17 protein-coding genes and 1 tRNA gene are annotated in these 18,567 nt (G+C 49.0%); 17 read left to right on the top strand and 1 reads right to left on the bottom strand.

Annotated elements, in window-relative coordinates; genetic code table 11:
* Positions 1-92: 92 nt before the first annotated feature.
* The 17 genes from rlmD to ACO0LN_RS08050 all read left to right on the top strand — a co-directional run bounded on the left by rlmD (position 93) and on the right by ACO0LN_RS08050 (position 18,007).
* Positions 93-1,427, top strand: coding sequence for a 23S rRNA (uracil(1939)-C(5))-methyltransferase RlmD (gene rlmD / locus ACO0LN_RS08130; protein ID WP_422972633.1), 1,335 nt, complete (start codon positions 93-95; stop codon positions 1,425-1,427).
* A gap of 236 nt (positions 1,428-1,663) precedes the next feature.
* A complete protein-coding gene (gene ndk / locus ACO0LN_RS08125) occupies positions 1,664-2,089 on the top strand; it encodes a nucleoside-diphosphate kinase (RefSeq protein WP_110253161.1) in 426 nt (141 codons plus the stop codon).
* Positions 2,090-2,175: 86 nt separating this feature from the next.
* A complete protein-coding gene (rlmN, locus tag ACO0LN_RS08120; RefSeq protein ID WP_422973104.1) occupies positions 2,176-3,336 on the top strand; it encodes a 23S rRNA (adenine(2503)-C(2))-methyltransferase RlmN in 1,161 nt (386 codons plus the stop codon).
* A complete protein-coding gene (pilW, locus tag ACO0LN_RS08115) occupies positions 3,333-4,139 on the top strand; it encodes a type IV pilus biogenesis/stability protein PilW (protein WP_422972631.1) in 807 nt (268 codons plus the stop codon). Before rlmN ends, pilW begins: the two co-directional genes overlap by 4 nt.
* Positions 4,132-5,193 carry a helix-turn-helix domain-containing protein gene (locus ACO0LN_RS08110; RefSeq protein WP_422972629.1) on the top strand — a complete coding sequence of 354 codons (1,062 nt, stop codon included), beginning with the start codon at positions 4,132-4,134 and terminating at the stop codon, positions 5,191-5,193. Before pilW ends, ACO0LN_RS08110 begins: the two co-directional genes overlap by 8 nt.
* Positions 5,194-5,195: 2 nt before the next feature.
* Positions 5,196-6,473 carry a flavodoxin-dependent (E)-4-hydroxy-3-methylbut-2-enyl-diphosphate synthase gene (ispG, locus tag ACO0LN_RS08105; protein WP_422972627.1) on the top strand — a complete coding sequence of 426 codons (1,278 nt, stop codon included), beginning with the start codon at positions 5,196-5,198 and terminating at the stop codon, positions 6,471-6,473.
* Between the two features lie 14 nt (positions 6,474-6,487).
* Positions 6,488-7,846: a histidine--tRNA ligase gene (gene hisS / locus ACO0LN_RS08100; protein WP_422972625.1), complete on the top strand. Its 1,359-nt coding sequence runs from the start codon at positions 6,488-6,490 to the stop codon at positions 7,844-7,846.
* 51 nt (positions 7,847-7,897) lie between these two features.
* The gene (locus tag ACO0LN_RS08095) at positions 7,898-8,554 is read left to right on the top strand and encodes a YfgM family protein (RefSeq protein WP_422972623.1); all 657 of its coding nucleotides are present in this window, start codon (positions 7,898-7,900) and stop codon (positions 8,552-8,554) included.
* Between the two features lie 12 nt (positions 8,555-8,566).
* The gene (bamB, locus tag ACO0LN_RS08090; RefSeq protein WP_422972621.1) at positions 8,567-9,727 is read left to right on the top strand and encodes an outer membrane protein assembly factor BamB; all 1,161 of its coding nucleotides are present in this window, start codon (positions 8,567-8,569) and stop codon (positions 9,725-9,727) included.
* A gap of 5 nt (positions 9,728-9,732) precedes the next feature.
* Positions 9,733-11,076: a ribosome biogenesis GTPase Der gene (gene der / locus ACO0LN_RS08085; protein ID WP_422972619.1), complete on the top strand. Its 1,344-nt coding sequence runs from the start codon at positions 9,733-9,735 to the stop codon at positions 11,074-11,076.
* A 199-nt stretch (positions 11,077-11,275) separates the two neighbouring features.
* Entirely contained in the window at positions 11,276-11,512 is a 237-nt protein-coding gene (hfq, locus tag ACO0LN_RS08080; RefSeq protein ID WP_162041076.1) for an RNA chaperone Hfq, read from the top strand.
* Positions 11,513-11,542: 30 nt separating this feature from the next.
* Complete coding sequence (gene hflX, locus ACO0LN_RS08075) at positions 11,543-12,670, top strand: GTPase HflX (RefSeq protein ID WP_422973102.1); 1,128 nt, start codon at positions 11,543-11,545, stop codon at positions 12,668-12,670.
* 31 nt (positions 12,671-12,701) lie between these two features.
* Positions 12,702-13,964, top strand: coding sequence for an FtsH protease activity modulator HflK (gene hflK, locus ACO0LN_RS08070; protein ID WP_422972617.1), 1,263 nt, complete (start codon positions 12,702-12,704; stop codon positions 13,962-13,964).
* Positions 13,964-14,866, top strand: coding sequence for a protease modulator HflC (hflC, locus tag ACO0LN_RS08065; RefSeq protein WP_422972616.1), 903 nt, complete (start codon positions 13,964-13,966; stop codon positions 14,864-14,866). Before hflK ends, hflC begins: the two co-directional genes overlap by 1 nt.
* 115 nt (positions 14,867-14,981) lie before the next feature.
* Positions 14,982-16,133 (top strand): ATP phosphoribosyltransferase regulatory subunit, encoded by a 1,152-nt coding sequence (locus ACO0LN_RS08060; RefSeq protein WP_422972614.1) that lies wholly within the window; start codon positions 14,982-14,984, stop codon positions 16,131-16,133.
* A 3-nt stretch (positions 16,134-16,136) separates the two neighbouring features.
* Positions 16,137-17,450, top strand: coding sequence for an adenylosuccinate synthase (locus ACO0LN_RS08055; protein WP_110253174.1), 1,314 nt, complete (start codon positions 16,137-16,139; stop codon positions 17,448-17,450).
* Between the two features lie 23 nt (positions 17,451-17,473).
* The gene (locus ACO0LN_RS08050) at positions 17,474-18,007 is read left to right on the top strand and encodes a phosphoribosyltransferase (protein WP_110254186.1); all 534 of its coding nucleotides are present in this window, start codon (positions 17,474-17,476) and stop codon (positions 18,005-18,007) included.
* Between the two features lie 259 nt (positions 18,008-18,266).
* Here ACO0LN_RS08050 and ACO0LN_RS08045 read toward each other — a convergent pair.
* A tRNA-Leu gene (locus ACO0LN_RS08045) sits at positions 18,267-18,351 on the bottom strand.
* Positions 18,352-18,567: the final 216 nt, after the last annotated feature.

Below are 18,567 nucleotides of genomic sequence, written 5' to 3'. Positions count from 1 at the left end.
TTTCTTGGGGTGCGCGTCCGCGCATCTCTTATAATTCCGTCTTTTAAATCTCACTTCCCATCGGCGTGATGTGTTTTGCGCCATTAATTTCCATGAATACAATAGAAATTCGCTCTTTAGATATGGACGCGCGCGGCGTCGGTAATTTGCAAAACGAAGATGGCAGCGCTGGCAAGGTGGTTTTTGTCGATGGCGCATTGCCGGGTGAGTTGGTCGAATTTAGCACTTACAAGAAAAAAGCCAGTTGGGAAGCCGCCACCATGATGAGTGTGGTGCGTGAGTCTTCACAAAGAGTGGAGCCTAAATGTGAGTTTTTTGGTACTTGCGGCGGTTGTTCCATGCAGCATCTGGATGCCAATGCCCAGGTTGCCATGAAGCAGCGCGTGCTGGAGGATAATCTTTGGCATATCAGCAAGGTTAAATCCGATATTATGCTGCGTCCCATCATCGGCCCTACCTGGGGTTATCGCTACCGCGCCCGTTTGTCAGTACGTCATGTGATTAAAAAGGACACGGTATTGGTTGGTTTTCATGAAAAAAAATCACGTTATGTCGCCAATATGGAGACCTGTGAGATATTGCCCGAACATGTCTCGGCCATGCTCATGCCTTTGCGTGGCTTGGTAGCTTCACTCTCCATTGTTGAGGCTTTGCCGCAAATCGAGTTGGCGATAGGCGAGGGCGTCACGGCCATGGTGTTGCGCATCATGGCACCTTTGACCAAGGATGATGAAGTCAAACTGAGAGCATTTGCGGATCAGTATCAGGTGCAATGGTGGTTGCAAACCAAGGGTCCCGATACCGCAGAACCTTATTATCCTGCGACCAGTGATTTGCATTATCTGTTGCCAGAGTTTGGTGTCAAAATGCCTTTCAAGCCTACCGACTTTACCCAGGTGAATCATCATATCAACCGTGTTCTGGTGGCACGTGCTTTGCGCATGCTGGATGTGCAAAAAGATGAGCGCATAGCCGATCTGTTCTGTGGGCTGGGTAATTTTACTTTGCCTATCGCTACTCTTGCGAGGGAGGTGGTAGGTATAGAGGGTAGTGACACCCTTACTGAGCGCGCTTTGGAAAATGCCAGGCACAATGGCCTGGCAGATAAAACATCCTTCAGTACCCGCAACCTCTTCGAAGTGACGGCGCAAGACTTCGTCAAGCTGGGCAAATTTGACCGCTTTTTGATTGATCCGCCACGTGATGGTGCCATGGCTGTCTGTCAGGCTTTGATCGATCTAGGTGAAATTGCACCGGAATTAAAACCCAAGCGCCTGGTATATGTCTCATGTAGTCCATCAACCCTGGCCAGGGATGCTGGCATGCTGGTCAATCAGGCCGGCTATCGTCTAAGTAGCGCGGGTGTCGTCAATATGTTCCCGCACACTTCCCACGTGGAATCTATGGCAGTTTTTGATCTGATCTAGATTTTTGCAGAAGCAAATCCATCAATGTAGCTGGCAATTATTGCTGGCAATGAATCGTGGATTTGCTTTGATGCAATGAAATCCCTGTTTTAGATAATTAAAATTTAATTGATCCAGTCTGCGACCAATTGTATTTCTTGAAAGACATATCTGGGATGGTGGTTTCATGTTAAAATCTAAGGTTAGATGAATTATTGAAATTTTTCTTAACCCTTTCTTTTTATTGGAGTTTTTAGATGGCTATCGAACGTACATTGTCTATTATTAAGCCTGATGCAGTTGCAAAAAACGTCATCGGTCAAATTTACAGCCGCTTTGAAGGCGCTGGCCTGAAAGTAGTTGCTGCCCGTATGGCGCAGTTGTCCCGTGCAGAAGCTGAAGGTTTCTACGCTGTTCACAGCGCCCGTCCTTTCTTCAAGGATCTGGTTGATTTCATGATCTCCGGCCCAGTAATGATCCAGGTTCTGGAAGGCGAAGGCGCAATTTTGAAAAACCGTGACCTGATGGGCGCGACAGATCCTAAGAAAGCAGACGCAGGCACAATCCGCGCTGATTTCGCTGACTCTATCGATGCTAACGCTGTTCATGGTTCTGATGCTCCAGAAACAGCTGCTGTGGAAATCGCTTACTACTTCCCAGCGTTGAACGTTTATTCCCGTTAATTCAGACTTTGTCTGCATGTAAGAGAATAAAGAATTAAGATATGCACCTCATACAGTCTGGTGCTGTATGAGGTGTGAAAGAGAAGATCATGACGGTACTCACAAATTTATTGGATCTGGATCCAGCGCAACTCGTCGCATACTGCGGTGACTTGGGTGAGAAGCCGTTTCGTGCCAAGCAATTGCAACGCTGGATACACCAGTTTGGTGCCAGTTCGTTTGATGAAATGACAGACCTCGCGAAATCCCTGCGCGAGAAGCTCGCTACGCGGGCGATGATTGCCGCTCCCGCTGTGATCAGTGACCATACTTCCACGGATGGCACCAGAAAATGGCTGGTTGATGTCGGCCAGGGTAATGCGGTAGAAACTGTATTCATCCCTGAAGAAAACCGTGGCACCCTGTGTATTTCTACCCAGGCTGGCTGTGCAGTGAATTGCCGTTTTTGTTCCACCGGCAAACAGGGTTTTAACCGCAATCTGAGCGTAGGCGAAATCATAGGCCAGCTCTGGATGGCAGAATTTGAATTGCGCAAGACTAAAGGTATTGCTCCTGGCCCCAAGGGTGAACGTCAGATCACCAATGTGGTCATGATGGGTATGGGCGAGCCTTTGCTGAATTTTGAACCAACTGTGACTGCCTTGCGTCTCATGCTTGATGATAATGCCTATGGCTTGTCGCGCCGCCGTGTGACGCTATCTACCAGCGGTGTTGTGCCCATGATAGACAAGCTGTCGCAAGAATGCCCGGTCGCGTTGGCGGTGTCGCTACATGCATCGAATGATGTTTTGCGTGACAGCCTGATACCACTGAATAAGAAGTACCCATTGAAAGAGTTGATGGCGGCTTGTAAGCGTTACCTTGAATTTGCGCCGCGCGACTTTGTCACGTTTGAATATTGCATGCTGGATGGCGTCAATGACACTGATGCCCATGCGCGGGAATTGATAGAGCTGGTGCGTGATGTGCCATGCAAGTTTAATCTGATTCCTTTTAATCCTTTCCCGGAATCTGGCCTGAAACGCTCGGCCAATCCACGTATTAAGGCATTTGCCCAGATTTTGCTGGATGCGGGCCTTGTGACCACCACGCGTAAAACCCGTGGCGATGATATCGATGCAGCTTGCGGTCAATTGGCTGGTGAAGTGCAGGATAGAACACGCGTGCAAGAGCGCATGCAAAAGATGGCGGAATATCAAAAGAAGTTTGGCGAAAATTTTGGCAAGATCGTGGAGATCACTCAGTGAAAATTTCTCAAATGCGTCAATGTTTTTTGAGCGGGGCGTTGGCGGTGCTGGCACTGTCCTTGTCGGCATGTGCATCCAAGAGTCTTGAGGGTGACAGGCCAGATCAAAACATGTCTGCCGAAAAGCAGGATGCGCGAAAACGTGCTTCCATACGCATGGAGTTGGCGGTTGGTTATTATCAACAGGGGCAGCAGAAAGTTGCTCTCGAAGAGATTCGCCAAGCCTTGCTGATTGCTCCTGATCTGGTTGATGCTTTTAGCCTGCGTGCACTTATATTCATGGATATGGGTGAAAAGCAATTGGCGGAAGATAATTTTCAACACGCACTGAAACTCGCACCAGGCAATAGTGATATTGGCAATAATTATGGCTGGTTCTTGTGTATGAATGGTCGCGAAAAGCAGGGGCTGGTGTATCTAGAGAATGCTGTCAAGGATCCCGCCTATAATGCGCCAGCCAAGGCCTTGAATAATGCTGGATTGTGCAGTTTGCGTATGAAGGATACGCTTGCTGCAGAACGTTATTTCATGCAGGGTCTGCGTGAAGATGCAGGTAATCCGCAAATCAATGCGAATCTGGCCGATGTGCTTTACAAGCGCGGCGAATACAAGCAGGCGAAGTTTTATATTGGCCGTGTACTTAAGTTGGACGTGTTGGCAGCGAATGTATTCTGGCTTGCTATCAAAATCGAAAGAAAACTGGGTGATGAGGCTGCGGTAAATAGTCTGGCGACGCAATTGCGTCGCCGTCATCCAAATTCAAATGAATTTTCTCTGTATCAACGTGGAGTGTTTGATGAGTGATGCGGGCGCGAATCTACCTGTAGAACCTTTGGCTTCTGAGATATCTGAGACTAAAGCGGTTTTGTCTGTTGTGCAGACTGCCGGTTCTCAATTGTCTGCTGCGCGCGTTCAACTCGGTTTGACTGTGCAAGAGGTGGCGGATCAACTCAAATTGTCCCAGCGCCAGATACTTGCGCTGGAGAGTAATCAATTTGATGACTTGCCCAAGATGGTGATCGTGCGCGGTTTTGTGCGCTCTTATGCAAAGCTTCTCAAGCTTGATCCGACACCAGTAATTGACTGCCTGCCTGCAGAAAAGGGGTTGTCTGGACTGGATGCAGATTTGCGTCCTACCCTTGCAACACCTTTTATGGAGTCGCGTACGCCTTTCCTTGGACGTCAGGACAGCAACAATAATCGCAAGTACGTGATAGGTGCGATAGTGCTGGCTGCATGTGCCTTGATCTTTGTCGCGGTTCAAAAGCTGGAGCAAAACGATTACATCAAAAGCCTGATCTCAGGGCAGTCTGCAAAAAAAACGACTGAAGCAGAGCCTGAAAAACCTGTCGAAAATCCAGAGTCTGCATCTGGCAAGTCAGAAGCAGACAAGCCTGCGGCATCGACTATTCCTACGGTGCTTGGTACGCTCAATGACGCAAAACCAGAAACCCAGGATGTTGCGCCTCCTAAAGTGAATCAGGATGTGCAAACACCGGTGTCGGCGCAAGCAGTGACACAGCAAAGTGCAATTCCGGTTCCGGCTCCTGCAGCTGCGGTAGTCCCTGGCCCGGTGTCAACTACCGCTGCGCTTGTCGCGCCCGCTGTTGCAGAACCAGGAAATAATCAGCTGAAATTGAAATTCAAGCAGGATTCCTGGATACAGGTCAAACGTGAAAACGGCAGCGTTGTAACTTCTCATTTGGCAAAAGCTGGCACTGAAGAAGTCTTTGACATGAAAGAAGCCTTGCAGTTGAGAATAGGCAATGCTGCCGGTGTAGAAGGCTGGTTGCGCGGCAAGTCTATGGAAATTGCACCGGGCAAGGATAGTAATGTCATTAATTTGAGTGTGAAGTAAAGATGACAGATTTTTTATCAGAAATCGGTTCTGGTCCCAAACTTAGACGTGCATCCCGTTCTGCCAAAGTTGTCTATGGCACTCGCGAAGTTCTGGTGGGTGGCGGTGCGCCTGTCGTAGTGCAGTCCATGACGAATACCGATACGGCCGATGCAATCGGTACGGCAATTCAAATCAAGGAATTGGCGAGGGCAGGTTCAGAGCTGGTGCGTATCACAGTCAATAATGCGGAAGCGGCGGCGGCAGTGCCGGCGATACGTGAGCAGCTGGACAGAATGGGCATAGATGTGCCGCTGGTAGGTGATTTTCACTACAATGGACACACGCTACTGAATGACTTTCCTGATTGTGCAAAAGCTTTATCCAAATACCGGATTAATCCTGGCAATGTAGGCAAGGGTGCCAAACGTGATACCCAGTTTGCCCAGATGATAGAGATGGCATGTCGCTACGATAAGCCTGTACGCATCGGTGTTAACTGGGGCAGTCTGGATCAGGCCTTGCTGGCCCGTATCATGGATGACAATGCAAAACGCCCTGTGCCATTGAGTGTGCAGGCAGTCATGTATCAGGCGCTGATTACGTCTGCGATTGAGAGTGCGCAAAAGGCTGAAGAGTTAGGCCTGGCTGGCGACAAAATTATTTTGTCTTGCAAGGTGTCAGGTGTGCAGGACTTGATCGCTGTTTACCGTGAACTGGCAGCGCGTTGCGATTACCCCTTGCATCTTGGACTGACTGAGGCGGGCATGGGTAGTAAAGGCATCGTGGCCTCAACAGCCGCGCTGTCCGTGCTGATGCAAGAAGGCATAGGCGACACCATACGCATATCCCTGACGCCAGAACCTGGCGGTGATCGCTGCAAAGAGGTCATCGTTGGTCAAGAGATTTTGCAAACCATGGGCTTGCGTAAGTTCACACCCATGGTCATTGCCTGCCCCGGCTGTGGCAGGACTACTTCGACTGTGTTCCAGGAACTGGCTGATGATATCCAGAGTTTCCTGCGCAATCAAATGCCAGTCTGGAAGAGCCAGTATCCCGGCGTAGAAAATATGAATGTCGCCGTCATGGGCTGTATTGTTAATGGCCCAGGTGAATCCAAGCACGCCAACATCGGTATCAGTTTACCCGGTACGGGTGAGTCGCCGGCGGCGCCAGTATTTATCGATGGTGCCAAGGCGCTTACCTTGCGCGGCGACCGTATCGCAGAAGAATTCCAGGAAATCGTACTGGACTATGTCAAGAGTCACTATGCCCCGGTGCATGGCGTAACAAATAATTAAATCAGGTAGCAAGTATGTCGGAAATAAAAAAAGCAGAAAAAATCGCTGGTGTGAAAGGGATGAATGACCTTTTGCCGGATGACGCCCCGTTGTGGGAGTTGTTTGAAAATACTGTGCAATCTGTATTGAAGAGTTATGGCTTCCAGCAAGTCCGTACACCTATCGTTGAGCCCACCAATCTGTTCGCGCGTGGTTTGGGCGAAGTGACGGATGTCGTCGAAAAGGAAATGTATTCCTTTGAAGATTCCATGAATGGTGACAAGCTGACTTTGCGCCCGGAAGGTACCGCAGGTGTCGTACGTTCTGCGATTGAACATAATCTCATTTACGATGGTCCAAGGCGCTTGTGGTATACCGGCCCGATGTTCCGTCATGAGAAACCACAGCGTGGCCGCTACCGTCAATTCCATCAGGTAGGTGCTGAGGCGCTGGGCTTTACTGGCCCGGATATTGATGCCGAACTGATCATGATGTGCCAGCGTTTCTGGGATGACCTGGGGTTGCAAAATGTGCGCCTGGAATTGAATTCCATTGGCGATGCAGAAGAACGCAACCAGCACAAGGCCGCGTTGATCGCTTATTTCGAACAACATCAGGACATTCTTGATGCTGAAGCAAAAAGGCGTTTGTTGACGAATCCTTTGCGTATTCTGGACACCAAGAATCCTGCGATGCAAGAGATGGTTAATGCGGCACCTAAATTGCTCGACTATCTGGGTGCAGAGTCACTGGCCCACTTTGAAGGCGTGCAAAAGATTTTGCGTCACAACAGCATTATATTTACCATCAATCCCCGTCTGGTGCGTGGTCTTGATTACTATAACCGCACTGTGTTTGAATGGGTTACTGATGATCTGGGTTCCCAGGGTACTGTCTGCGCCGGCGGCCGTTATGATGCCTTGTTTGGTATTTTTGGTGGCAAGCCAACACCAGCCTGCGGTTTTGCCATGGGTATAGAGCGCCTGCTGGAATTGATGAAAGCCAATGGCGACGTGCATCAACCTGCAATGTGCGATGCTTATCTGGTACATCAGGGGGCAGAAGCGCAAATGCAGGCAATGGTATTAAGTGAGCGTTTGCGTGATGCAGGCCTGGATGTTGTGTTACATTGCGCAACTGCCAATGGCGTTGGCAGTTTCAAATCCCAGATGAAAAAGGCTGACGGCAGCGGTGCGGCTTATGCTGTCATCATCGGTGAAGATGAGGCAAATAATAATACAGTGAGTATCAAGGAATTGCGCGCGGCCGACGGCGAAAATAATCAGGTTAACGTGCCTTTCGATACTGCTGTGGATTATCTGGTTGATCAAATCGCCGGTAGTGCAGACGCAGATTGCTGTGATGACCCGAATCATCACCATGTACACCATTAATCCATATTAAAAATATTAATAACATTAATAAAATAGATAGATAAAGACACTATGGCATACGATTTAGAAGAACAAGAGCAGTTAGATAACCTCAAGGCAATCTGGAAAAAATACGGCAACATGGCAACCTGGGGATTGATCGTTGCCCTGGTCGCTTATGCTGGCTGGACTGCATGGACATCGCGTCAAAACACCCAGACATTGCAAGCATCACAGTTGTATGAAGAAATGCAGAAATTGGTTGTCGCCAAAGACAATGCGAAGGTGCAGGCGGTGACAGAGGATTTGAAAGCCAAATTTGCCTCTACTTCATATGCACCCATGGCTGCGCTGGTGGCCGCAAAGAGTGCATTTGATGCGAATGATCTGAAGGCAGCCAAGAGTCAGTTGCAATGGGTGGCAGATACTTCCAAGGCAGATGAATACAAGGCCTTGGCAAGAATACGCCTGGCTGGCATCGCTCTGGATGAAAAAGCCTATGACGAAGCCTTGAAGCAACTGTCAGGTACTTTCCCCGCACAGTTCGATGCTGATGTGCTGGATGCCAAAGGCGATGTCTATGTAGCGCAAAACAAAATAGAAGATGCACGTACGGCGTATAAGTCAGCGCTGGAAAAAATGGCAGATAAAAGTCCAGGTCGTCAGGCTTTGCAAATGAAGCTGGATGTCATTGGTGGTGTGGCAGATACTAAAGTTGTCAGTAAATAAGGGGAATCATACATGCAATTTTCTGCCAAACTGCTCGTTGCATCATCTGTACTCATGGCAATGACGGGCTGTTCCACACTGTCTTCGCTGAATCCATTTTCATCTAAATCCGACGCAAAAAATCAGCCAGCAGTTTTGACTGAGATCAAGTCCAGCCTGGCGATTAAACCCAGCTGGACAGTGGCAATTGGTACTGCGGGTAACTATGTTTTCAGTCCTGCTGCCTATGCACAAAATGTTTATGTAGCTGCGGCTGATGGCACGCTGGCACGTATAGAAGTGGCGACAGGCCGCACGGTATGGCGTATCAATGCCGGTACCCGTTTGACGGCAGGTGTGGGCGTTGATGGTACAACTATTGCAGTTGCGGGTGAAAAAGGCCAGGTATTGGCTTTTGACCTCGACGGCAAGCTGCGCTGGAAAACCCAGGGTACAAATGAAATTTTATCTGCTCCGGCTGTTGGTCAGGGTCTGGTTGTGGTTCGTAGTATTGACAACAAGGTCAGTGCTTATGACCTGACTAGCGGGGAACGTAAATGGTCCATAGAGCGCCCATTGCCTCCTTTGACTTTGCGCCTTGCACCTGGCATCGTGATACAGGGGCAGCAGACCATTGTAGCCATGCCTGGTGGCCGCATGTCTTCACTGGCGCTGAATAACGGCGGTTTGCGCTGGGAGGCAACGGTCGGTGAACCTAAAGGTGCTACCGAACTCGAACGTGTCGCAGACGTTTCTGGTGCGCCGGTGATCTTTGGCGGTGATATTTGCGCCAGTTCTTATCAGGGTAGGGTAGCTTGTTTTGATGTGGCTACTGGTGCTTTGCGCTGGGCCAAGCCTTTGTCCAGCGATGTTGGCGTCAGTGTTGATGAGCGCTTCGTGTTCGCATCTGATGTCACCGGCGCTGTGAATGCCTTTGCCCGCAATGGTGGTGCAAGTGCCTGGCGCAATGACAAGCTCAGCTACCGTCGTCTGTCGGCACCAATTTCATATGACCGTGCAGTTGCGGTCGGTGATTTCGCAGGTTATGTCCACTTCCTGTCAAGGGAAGATGGTTCTTTCATCGGACGTATTACTACCGATGGTAGTCAGATTTTAGCAGCGCCTTTGGTGGTCGATGCTAAACTGATCGTTCAAACAAAATCAGGATCAGTGGTTGCTCTTGCAACCGAGTAATAATAATGAAGCCGGTTATCGCACTTATAGGCCGACCTAACGTCGGCAAATCCACGCTGTTCAATCGGCTCACCCGTTCACGCGACGCTTTGGTCGCAGATTTACCTGGCTTGACCAGGGACAGGCATTACGGCGAAGGTCGTGTCGGTGAACGCCCCTTTCTGGTTATTGATACAGGTGGTTTTGAGCCTGTCGCCAAAGAGGGTATCATGCATGAAATGGCCAAACAGACCAAGCAGGCTGTGGCTGAAGCAGATGTCGTTGTATTTATCGTCGATGGCCGCCAGGGCCTGACCCCTCATGACAAAACCATTACAGATTTCCTGCGCAAATCAGGCCGTTCTGTGATGCTGGTGGTAAATAAGGCTGAAGGTATGAAATATACTTCAGTCACTGCAGATTTTTACGAACTGGGCATGGGTGACCCCTACGTGATCTCTGCTGCTCACGGTGATGGTGTGGCAGACCTGGTTGAAGAAATGGTTGATATCGCCTTCGCCCAGCGCCCTGAAGAGGTTGAAGAGCCTGAGTCTCAGGTTCGCGGCATCAAGATTGCCATCGTTGGCCGTCCCAATGTTGGTAAATCGACGCTGGTGAATACTCTGCTGGGTGAAGAAAGGGTGATTGCCTTTGACATGCCCGGCACCACCCGCGATTCCATAGAAATACCATTCGAGCGTGATGGTGTTCACTATTCGTTGATTGATACTGCTGGTATCCGTCGCCGCGGCAAGGTGTTTGAGGCTATAGAAAAATTCTCTGTTGTTAAAACCTTGCAATCGGTGTCGGAAGCCAACGTAGTCTTGTTGTTGCTGGATGCTCAACAGGATATTTCAGAGCAGGATGCCCATATCGCCGGGTTCATTCTGGAGTCTGGCCGTGCCCTGGTCGTAGGTGTCAATAAATGGGATGGTTTGCAAAGCGACAGGCGTGATGAAATCAAGTTGGATATTGAGCGTAAGCTGAATTTCCTGACGTTTGCCAAATTCCACTTTATTTCAGCGCTGAAATCGACAGGTATAGCTCCTTTGATGAAATCCATCGACTCCGCTTATGCTGCGGCGATGGTCAACTTGTCCACGCCTAAACTGACGCGTGCCCTGATTGAAGCAGTGGAGCATCAGCAACCCAAGCGCAAAGGGTCCATACGTCCCAAGTTGCGATATGCCCATCAGGGTGGACAAAATCCGCCTATTATTGTTATTCATGGCAATGCATTGGAAGCAGTGGGCGATGTGTATAAACGCTACCTTGAAAAGCATTTCCGTGAGACTTTCTCGCTGACTGGCACTCCTTTGAGAATAGAAATGCGTTCTGGCAAGAATCCGTTTGACAAGTCATCGAAGTAAGCTCGTTCAGGTAAGCCTGCAGGCAAGTATCAAAATGTAAGAAAATGCTTGGTTGCTCTCCTTTTGCAGTGAAATTTAAGCAAGAGATATGCAATTAAGATGAAAATAGATTACATTACTTTGTAATCAACTTCTGGGAATACTTGTATTCTGATAAGTAGTCCCCAACTCCTAATCACAACAACACAATGGAGCTGTTATGAGCAATAAAGGGCAATTATTACAAGACCCATTTCTGAACGCTTTGCGTAAAGAACATATTCCTGTATCAATTTATCTGGTCAATGGCATCAAATTGCAGGGCCATATCGAATCTTTCGACCAGTATGTGGTTTTGCTGCGTAATACTGTGACGCAAATGGTTTATAAGCATGCTATTTCTACCGTTGTGCCAGCGCGCGCAGTCAGCATTAACACCGAGCCAGAGGCAGAGTAATTTTTGAGTAATGAAATAAAGAAGCCGTCCATGCGCGCCGCTTTGGTCGGCGTCGATTTTGGCAAGGATGACTTTGCCGCCAGCCTGGAAGAACTCTCTTTGCTTTCGCAGTCCGCGGGGGCAGAGCCGGTTACAACCATCACTTGCAAACGATCAAGCCCTGATGCTGCTTTTTTTGTCGGCAGCGGCAAGGCGGATGAGATTGCGCATGGTGTTGCCGATGCTGCGCTGGATATAGTCATTTTTAATCATGCACTCTCTCCGGCGCAACAACGGAATCTGGAACGACACCTGAAGGTCAGGGTGGTAGATCGTACCAGCCTGATCCTGGATATTTTTGCTCAACGCGCCCAAAGCCATGAAGGTAAAGTTCAGGTGGAGTTGGCTCAGTTGCAACATCTGGCCACGCGCTTGATACGTGGCTGGACACATCTGGAAAGACAAAAAGGTGGTATAGGTTTGCGTGGTCCAGGTGAGACGCAGCTTGAGACTGATCGCCGCTTGCTGGGTGAGCGTGTCAAAATGCTCAAGCAGAAGCTCGATAAGCTACATAAGCAAAGGGAAACCCAGAGACGCTCACGTGGCCGTAGCAATACCTTGTCGGTTTCTTTGGTCGGTTATACCAATGCAGGCAAGTCCAGCCTTTTTAACACCATGACCAAGGCAGGTGCTTATGCCGCTAATCAATTATTTGCGACGCTGGATACGACCTCCCGCCGCTTGTACCTTGGTGATGCGGGTAATATTGTTATTTCTGATACGGTTGGTTTCATACGCGAACTGCCGCATCAACTCGTTGCGGCATTTCGCGCAACATTGGAAGAAACCATACATGCCGATTTGCTCTTGCATGTCGTGGATGCAAGTAGTCCTGTAAGGTTTGACCAGATACAACAAGTCAACCAGGTGCTTGAAGAGATCGGCGCGGATCACATACCGCAGATACTCGTGTGGAATAAGATAGATCTTGCTGGCCTGGAGCCTTCGGTCGAGGTGGATGAGTGTGATAAAATCCAGAGGGTTTTTTTGAGTGCCCGCACCGGAGCAGGTATAGGTTTGTTGCGCGAAGCTATTGCCGAATTCGCATTGGTAAAAACGTCTGGTATTGTACAAGTGGCAACGCCAGAGGCGGTTGATGCCCGCTTTGATTTTCAGTAGTCCAACCCACTATTCATTGGATAGCGACAGAATGCTTGTTTCATTTCTCAAAAGAATTGGTGTGACCATGTCCATAAATGATCCGCAATGGGGGCGTGGTTCGCAAAACAATAATCAAAATAATAATAAGCCTGATGGCAAAAAACCACCTGAAGGCCCACCTGATCTTGATCAGTTATGGAAGGACTTTACCCAGAAACTGGGGCGTTTGTTCGGGCAAAATGGTGGTGATAATGGCGGCAATTTTTCACCAGACTCATCTGGCGCTAAAGTTGGTGCATCCCTGATTGTTGCCGTAATTGCGCTGGTATGGTTGTCCAGTGGTTTTTTCATCGTGCAGGAAGGGCAGACTGCTGTCATCACTACCTTTGGTAAATTCAGTCATCAAACTTCTGCCGGTTTTAACTGGCGCTGGCCGTACCCTGTTCAGGGTCACGAGATAGTTAATCTGTCGCAAGTCAGGACTGTAGAGATAGGCTATAAAAAAGGCTCAAAAGAGCGCGAATCCTTGATGTTGACTGATGATGAAAACATCGTCGATATTCAGTTTGCTGTTCAATACACCTTGAACAATGCCGCAGACTGGCTGTATAACAACCGTGATCAGGAAGAGATGATACTTCAGGTCGCAGAAACTGTTGTCCGCGAGGTCGTCGGTAAAAGCTCGATGGATTTTGTATTGTACGAAGGCCGTGAAAAAATAGCACTTGATGTCAGTGCAGGTATGCAAAAAATCCTGAATGCATATGGTTCAGGTGTGCTGGTAGCGCAAGTGACCATGCAAAACGTGCAGGCACCTGAGCAGGTTCAGGCTGTTTTTGAAGATGCGCAAAAAGCAAAGCAGGATAAAGAGCGTCTGAAAAATGAAGGCATAGCATATGCCAACGATGTTATCCCAAAGGCACGCGGTGAAGCGTCGCGCATGATACAAGAGGCAGAAGCATACAAGGGAAGTATTGTTGCCAATGCCCAAGGTAATGCTTCTCGCTTTCAGCAAGTGCTGGTCGAGTATCAAAAAGCGCCTGCTATTACCAGAGACAGGATGTACCTGGAAACCATGCAGCAAATATTTACCAATACCAGCAAAGTGATGATGGATACCAAGACTGGTAATAATGTGATTTATCTGCCTTTGGATAAAATGCAGGGTGACCAGGCGGCGAAAGTTGCGCCAGCGGCTCCTGCTCAGGTAACCATTCCCGCAGCGGATCAGATACCTACTGTGGAAATGCGTTATGGCAAGGATGGAAGATCAAAAGATAACCGTGATACTCGTGAAAGGGAGGGCAGATAATGAATAAGTTAGCTACTTTCCTTATTGCTGTTTGTGGTGCAATTTTAATTGCTTATTTAACTATTTTTGTTGTTGATCAGCGGTCGCATGCGATTGTCTTCGCTTTGGGTGAAGTCAAGTCTGTCATCAGTGAGCCTGGCTTGCACTTCAAGTTGCCACCGCCTTTCCAGAATGTCTTGTTGCTGGACAAGCGTATCCTGACTATCGATACGAATACAGGTGATCGTTTTGTCACTTCGGAAAAGAAAAACATCCTGGTTGATTCGTACGTGAAATGGCGTATCAAAGACCCACGTCTGTATTTCGTCAGCTTCAATGGTGAAGAGCGCAGGGCGCAAAACAGGATGTTGCAAATCATTAAGGCTGCCTTGAATGATGAAATTACCAAACGCAAGGTTGGTGAAGTGATATCTACACAGCGCGGCAAGGTAATGGACGCCATCAAGAAAAAGGTTGCTGACGAGACCAAACAGATAGGTGTGGAGATTATAGATGTGCGCCTCAAGCGTGTAGATTACGTAGAGCAAATCAATAATTCAGTGTATGAACGTATGAAGGCCGAGCGTACCCGTGAGGCAAACGGACTGCGTTCTACCGGTGCCGCTGAAAAAGAAGAGATCAGCGCAGATGCAGACAAGCAGAGGTTGGTGATCAAGGCTGAAGCTTATCGTGAAGCGCAAAAGATACGTGGTGCAGGTGATGCTGAAGCTTCACAGATTTATGCGCAGGCTTTTGGTCAAAATCCAGAATTTTATAAGTTCTATCGCAGCTTGGAGGCGTATACTGCGTCATTCAAGAACAAGAGCGATATCTTAGTAGTGGATCCAAACTCTGAGTTCTTTAAATATTTTAAGAGCCCTTCTTCTGCGGGTGGTAATGCTCCTGCTGCAAAGGGTAAGTAGCACTCGCCACTTTAAATAGTGATTGTAGTGACCGACAGCGATCTGCACAAATTTTGTGCAGATCGCTGTTTGTCGGATAGACTCAACCAATTTCTTGTTTTTTTGATTGTTCTTCATGCCGAATTGGCTTTTACCTGAAAATATCGCTGATATCCTGCCGTCCGAAGCACGCAAGATAGAAGAGTTGCGCCGCGTTCTCCTGGACAATTTCAGACTGTATGGCTACGAGCTGGTCATGCCGCCGATGCTGGAATACATAGAATCCTTGCTGACTGGTGCCGGTCAGGACATGGATTTGCGCACCTTCAAGCTGGTGGATCAAATCTCTGGTCGCACCATGGGTCTGCGTGCTGACATGACCACGCAAGTTGCCCGCATTGATGCGCATCTGTTAAACCGCCGCACCGTTACCCGTCTTTGCTATGCGGGCAGTGTCCTGCATACCAAGCCGTCTGGTCTGCACGCCACGCGCGAGCCTTTGCAAATCGGCGCAGAAATTTATGGTCATGCAGGCCTGGAAGCCGATGCTGAAATTCAAGAGCTGGTATTGGCTTGCCTGGCCCTGGCGCATGTCAAAGATGTGCGGCTCGATATGTGTCACGTCGGGGTTTTGCGCGCCTTATTGGCTGCCGATCCGCTGGCCAAGGCAGAAGAAAATACCCTGTATGCCTTGCTTGAGTCCAAAGACTTGCCTAGCATAGACAAGCTCAGCCAAAATTTTTCGCCCGAAGTGCGTGCCGCATTAATGGCTTTGCCAGTTTTATATGGCGATATTTCCATTATAAAAAAAGCACGTGCAGTATTGCCCGCACTTGAGGGTGTGCAAACAGCGCTGGATGAACTTGAGCATCTGGTGCGTTTGACAGGTGCAGCCCATGTCACGATAGACCTCGCTGATTTGCGTGGCTACCACTATCATAGTGGGGTAATGTTTAACGTATTTGTGCCTGGTTTGCCAAATGCGGTGGCGCGTGGTGGTCGTTACGATCATGTGGGTGAAGCTTTTGGTCGCTCACGCCCTGCCACTGGATTTTCCTTGGATTTGCGTGAACTGGCGCGTCTGCTTCCATCCGCAGAGAGAAAGGATGCGATCCGTGCTCCCTGGGGTAGTGACCCGGCATTGCGGGCAAAGATCGCAGAGCTGCGTGGCGAGGGCGAAATTGTGATTCAAAGCCTGCCAGGGCACGAGAACGAACAAGACGAATTTGATTGCAATCGCGCACTCACTTTCGATGCGGGTAAATGGATTCTTCAAAATGTAGGTTGAGTGATGACACAAACTAAAATTGCAAAAAACGTAGTCGTAATCGGCACCCAGTGGGGCGATGAAGGCAAGGGAAAAATCGTCGATTGGTTGACGGATCACGCCCAGGGCGTTGTCCGTTTTCAAGGTGGCCATAATGCTGGTCATACACTGGTAATCGGTGGCCAAAAAACGGCCTTGCAACTGATACCTTCCGGCATTATGCGCGCTGGAACGGCTTGCTACATCGGTAACGGTGTGGTTTTGTCTGTACCTGACCTCTTGCGCGAAATCGACAAGCTGCAGGCAAATGGCGTTGAAGTTGCTTCCCGTCTCAAGATTTCAGAAGCTTGCCCGGTCATTTTGCCGTATCACACTGCACTTGATGCGGCGCGTGAAATTGCCCGTGGTGCCGCCAAAATTGGCACGACTGGCAAGGGCATAGGCCCAGCCTATGAAGACAAGGTTGCCCGCCGCGCAATCCGTGTAGCTGATTTGCTTAATGAAGAACGCTTTGCTGAGAAACTGCGTGAAAATCTGGATTACCACAATTTTGTGTTGACCAATTATCTCAAGGCGCCTGCAGTTGAGTTCCAAAAAACACTGGATGATACCCTGGCCAATGTGCCGCGTATCCGCCCTATGGTGGCAGACGTATCAAGCGCCTTGTATGCGGCGCATAAAGCCGGTGCCAGCCTGTTGTTTGAAGGTGCGCAAGGCAGTTTGCTGGACGTCGATCATGGAACTTACCCCTTTGTTACCTCCAGCAATTGCGTGGCTGGCAATGCAGCGGCAGGTTCTGGCGTTGGTCCTAACATGTTGCATTACATCCTGGGTATCACCAAGGCTTACACGACACGTGTAGGTTCTGGCCCATTCCCGTCTGAATTGCCAACTGATGCCGGCGTAGGTAAGCACCTGGCCAGCGTTGGCCATGAATTTGGTACGGTGACTGGCCGTGCCCGTCGTTGCGGCTGGTTCGATGCAGCTCTGTTGAAGCGTTCCGTGCAAATTAATGGCGTGTCTGGCATGTGCTTGACCAAGCTGGACGTGCTGGATGGTCTGGAAACATTGAAGCTGTGTACTGGTTACAAAATCGATGGCAAAGTCGTTGATATCTTCCCAGTTGGCGCTGAAGAAGCGGCACGCTGCGAAGCCATTTATGAGGAAATGCCGGGTTGGTCTGAAACGACAGTTGGCGCGCAAAGCATGGATGCTCTGCCAGTCAATGCCCGCAATTACATCATGCGTATTCAGGAGCTGGTTGGTGTTCCTGTCGATATGGTCTCTACCGGACCAGATCGCGAAGAAACCATCGTGTTAAGGCACCCGTTTATTTAAGAAGGAAAAATAAAAATATGAATATGCCTGCATCTACAGACAAGGACTTATGGGTTTCCTGGGAAGCCTATCATCGTTCCATCGAGCAGCTTGCATTGAAAGTGCATGAGTCTGGCTGGAAGTTTGATCAAGTCCTGTGTCTCGCCCGTGGTGGCTTGCGTCCTGGTGATATTTTCTCCAGGATATTTGACGTGCCTCTGGCAATTCTATCTACCAGTTCTTATCGTGAAGAGTCAGGCACAGTGCAGGGCACTCTGGATATAGGAAAGTATATTTCCATGACCAAGGGTGCGTTGCAGGGTAAAGTTTTGGTCGTCGATGATCTGGTCGATTCCGGCGTTACCCTGGAAAAAGTGCTCGTGCATTTGCGCGAGAATTTCCCGGCTGTAACAGAAGTAAAATCAGCCGTGATCTGGTACAAGGCATGTTCATCAGTGGCGCCGGATTATTATCTGGACTATCTGGCGAACAATCCATGGATACATCAGCCTTTTGAAGAGTATGACAGTATCAGGCCTCATCAGTTGAATGCCTGGTTGAAAAAGGGCGCAGCTTAATTGGCAGTCATGAAAACGGAAGCAATTTGCTTCCGTTTTTTTTGATGGCGACACTATGCGATTATCTGGTGCTTTATTTTGATGTGTGTCTTGTGCTCCACGGATGGATGGGGGCTTGTTTGCTCCCGCCAGACTTCGTTTGATTTGAATAATGTAGATATGACTCAGCTTGCGCTAATGACAAAAACAAATGAGGCAAAAGAGGTAAATATGGAATTGAAAAAGCCCGCTGATTTTCATCAGCGGGCTCTCAAATTTGTGGTGCCCACGGAGGGACTCGAACCCCCACATCCGAAGACACATGGACCTGAACCATGCGCGTCTACCAATTCCGCCACGTGGGCAACGGAAGGCGTAATTATAGAGTATTTGACTGGCCTTGGGGAAATATTTCGGAGGAATTTTTGCATTATGATGCAGGAAGGTAGAAAATCGTCGGCAGCTTGGGTGGGAAATGCAGGGCTGATGGATTTCTTGCTTATACTTGCAAAACTGAATGTGTGGAATGTGCCGAATGTAAAATTCGAAGTGGAATTGAAAAAGCCCGCTGATTTTCATCA

It is taken from the genome of Undibacterium sp. TC9W (assembly GCF_049339865.1).
In the GTDB taxonomy this organism is placed as follows: Bacteria; Pseudomonadota; Gammaproteobacteria; order Burkholderiales; family Burkholderiaceae_D; genus Undibacterium.
The sequence above is the reverse complement of the archived record's forward strand: the minus strand, read 5'-3'. Positions and strand labels throughout refer to the sequence as shown.

What these genes read in the sequence shown, in the direction of transcription:
- hisS (WP_422972625.1), top strand. Translation starts at nt 6,488, where the DNA reads ATGTCGGAAATAAAAAAAGCAGAAAAAATCGCTGGTGTGAAAGGGATG.
- bamB (WP_422972621.1), top strand. Translation starts at nt 8,567, where the DNA reads ATGCAATTTTCTGCCAAACTGCTCGTTGCATCATCTGTACTCATGGCA.
- rlmD (WP_422972633.1), top strand. Translation starts at nt 93, where the DNA reads ATGAATACAATAGAAATTCGCTCTTTAGATATGGACGCGCGCGGCGTC.
- ndk (WP_110253161.1), top strand. Translation starts at nt 1,664, where the DNA reads ATGGCTATCGAACGTACATTGTCTATTATTAAGCCTGATGCAGTTGCA.
- hflK (WP_422972617.1), top strand. Translation starts at nt 12,702, where the DNA reads ATGCTTGTTTCATTTCTCAAAAGAATTGGTGTGACCATGTCCATAAAT.
- hflC (WP_422972616.1), top strand. Translation starts at nt 13,964, where the DNA reads ATGAATAAGTTAGCTACTTTCCTTATTGCTGTTTGTGGTGCAATTTTA.
- ACO0LN_RS08110 (WP_422972629.1), top strand. Translation starts at nt 4,132, where the DNA reads ATGAGTGATGCGGGCGCGAATCTACCTGTAGAACCTTTGGCTTCTGAG.
- ACO0LN_RS08050 (WP_110254186.1), top strand. Translation starts at nt 17,474, where the DNA reads ATGCCTGCATCTACAGACAAGGACTTATGGGTTTCCTGGGAAGCCTAT.
- der (WP_422972619.1), top strand. Translation starts at nt 9,733, where the DNA reads ATGAAGCCGGTTATCGCACTTATAGGCCGACCTAACGTCGGCAAATCC.
- hflX (WP_422973102.1), top strand. Translation starts at nt 11,543, where the DNA reads ATGCGCGCCGCTTTGGTCGGCGTCGATTTTGGCAAGGATGACTTTGCC.
- ACO0LN_RS08055 (WP_110253174.1), top strand. Translation starts at nt 16,137, where the DNA reads ATGACACAAACTAAAATTGCAAAAAACGTAGTCGTAATCGGCACCCAG.
- ACO0LN_RS08060 (WP_422972614.1), top strand. Translation starts at nt 14,982, where the DNA reads ATGCCGAATTGGCTTTTACCTGAAAATATCGCTGATATCCTGCCGTCC.
- ACO0LN_RS08095 (WP_422972623.1), top strand. Translation starts at nt 7,898, where the DNA reads ATGGCATACGATTTAGAAGAACAAGAGCAGTTAGATAACCTCAAGGCA.
- ispG (WP_422972627.1), top strand. Translation starts at nt 5,196, where the DNA reads ATGACAGATTTTTTATCAGAAATCGGTTCTGGTCCCAAACTTAGACGT.
- hfq (WP_162041076.1), top strand. Translation starts at nt 11,276, where the DNA reads ATGAGCAATAAAGGGCAATTATTACAAGACCCATTTCTGAACGCTTTG.